1 protein-coding gene is annotated in these 261 nt (G+C 51.3%); it reads right to left on the reverse strand.

What is annotated here, in order from left to right:
• The coding region (locus CHK_RS00095) for a bacterial Ig-like domain-containing protein (protein WP_242844856.1) at positions 1-237 on the reverse strand (237 nt) is incomplete at its 3' end.
• Positions 238-261: the final 24 nt, after the last annotated feature.

The following is a 261-nucleotide window of genomic DNA, read 5'->3' on the forward strand; positions in this document are numbered from 1 at the left end:
CTCTCCGCTTGTCAGCACTTTATCCGCGCCGCCATTTGTATAATGCGCGGTTACTTCCAGTCCCGCAGCATCAAAGGTATCACCCACCGTGTATATTGTCTTCGTCGGATTCTCTGTTACTTCGATGCTGTCCAGAACCGGCGCGGGGGCGTTTACTGTAATGTCAAAACTCGCCGTTTTCTCTACGCTGTCCTCTTCATACGTCACTGTAACCGTCTTCGTTCCTGCTGTACCCATATCGGGCGTTGAAAGCGTATACTC

This window comes from Christensenella hongkongensis, assembly GCF_000981035.1.
GTDB lineage: Bacteria > Bacillota > Clostridia > Christensenellales > Christensenellaceae > Christensenella > Christensenella hongkongensis.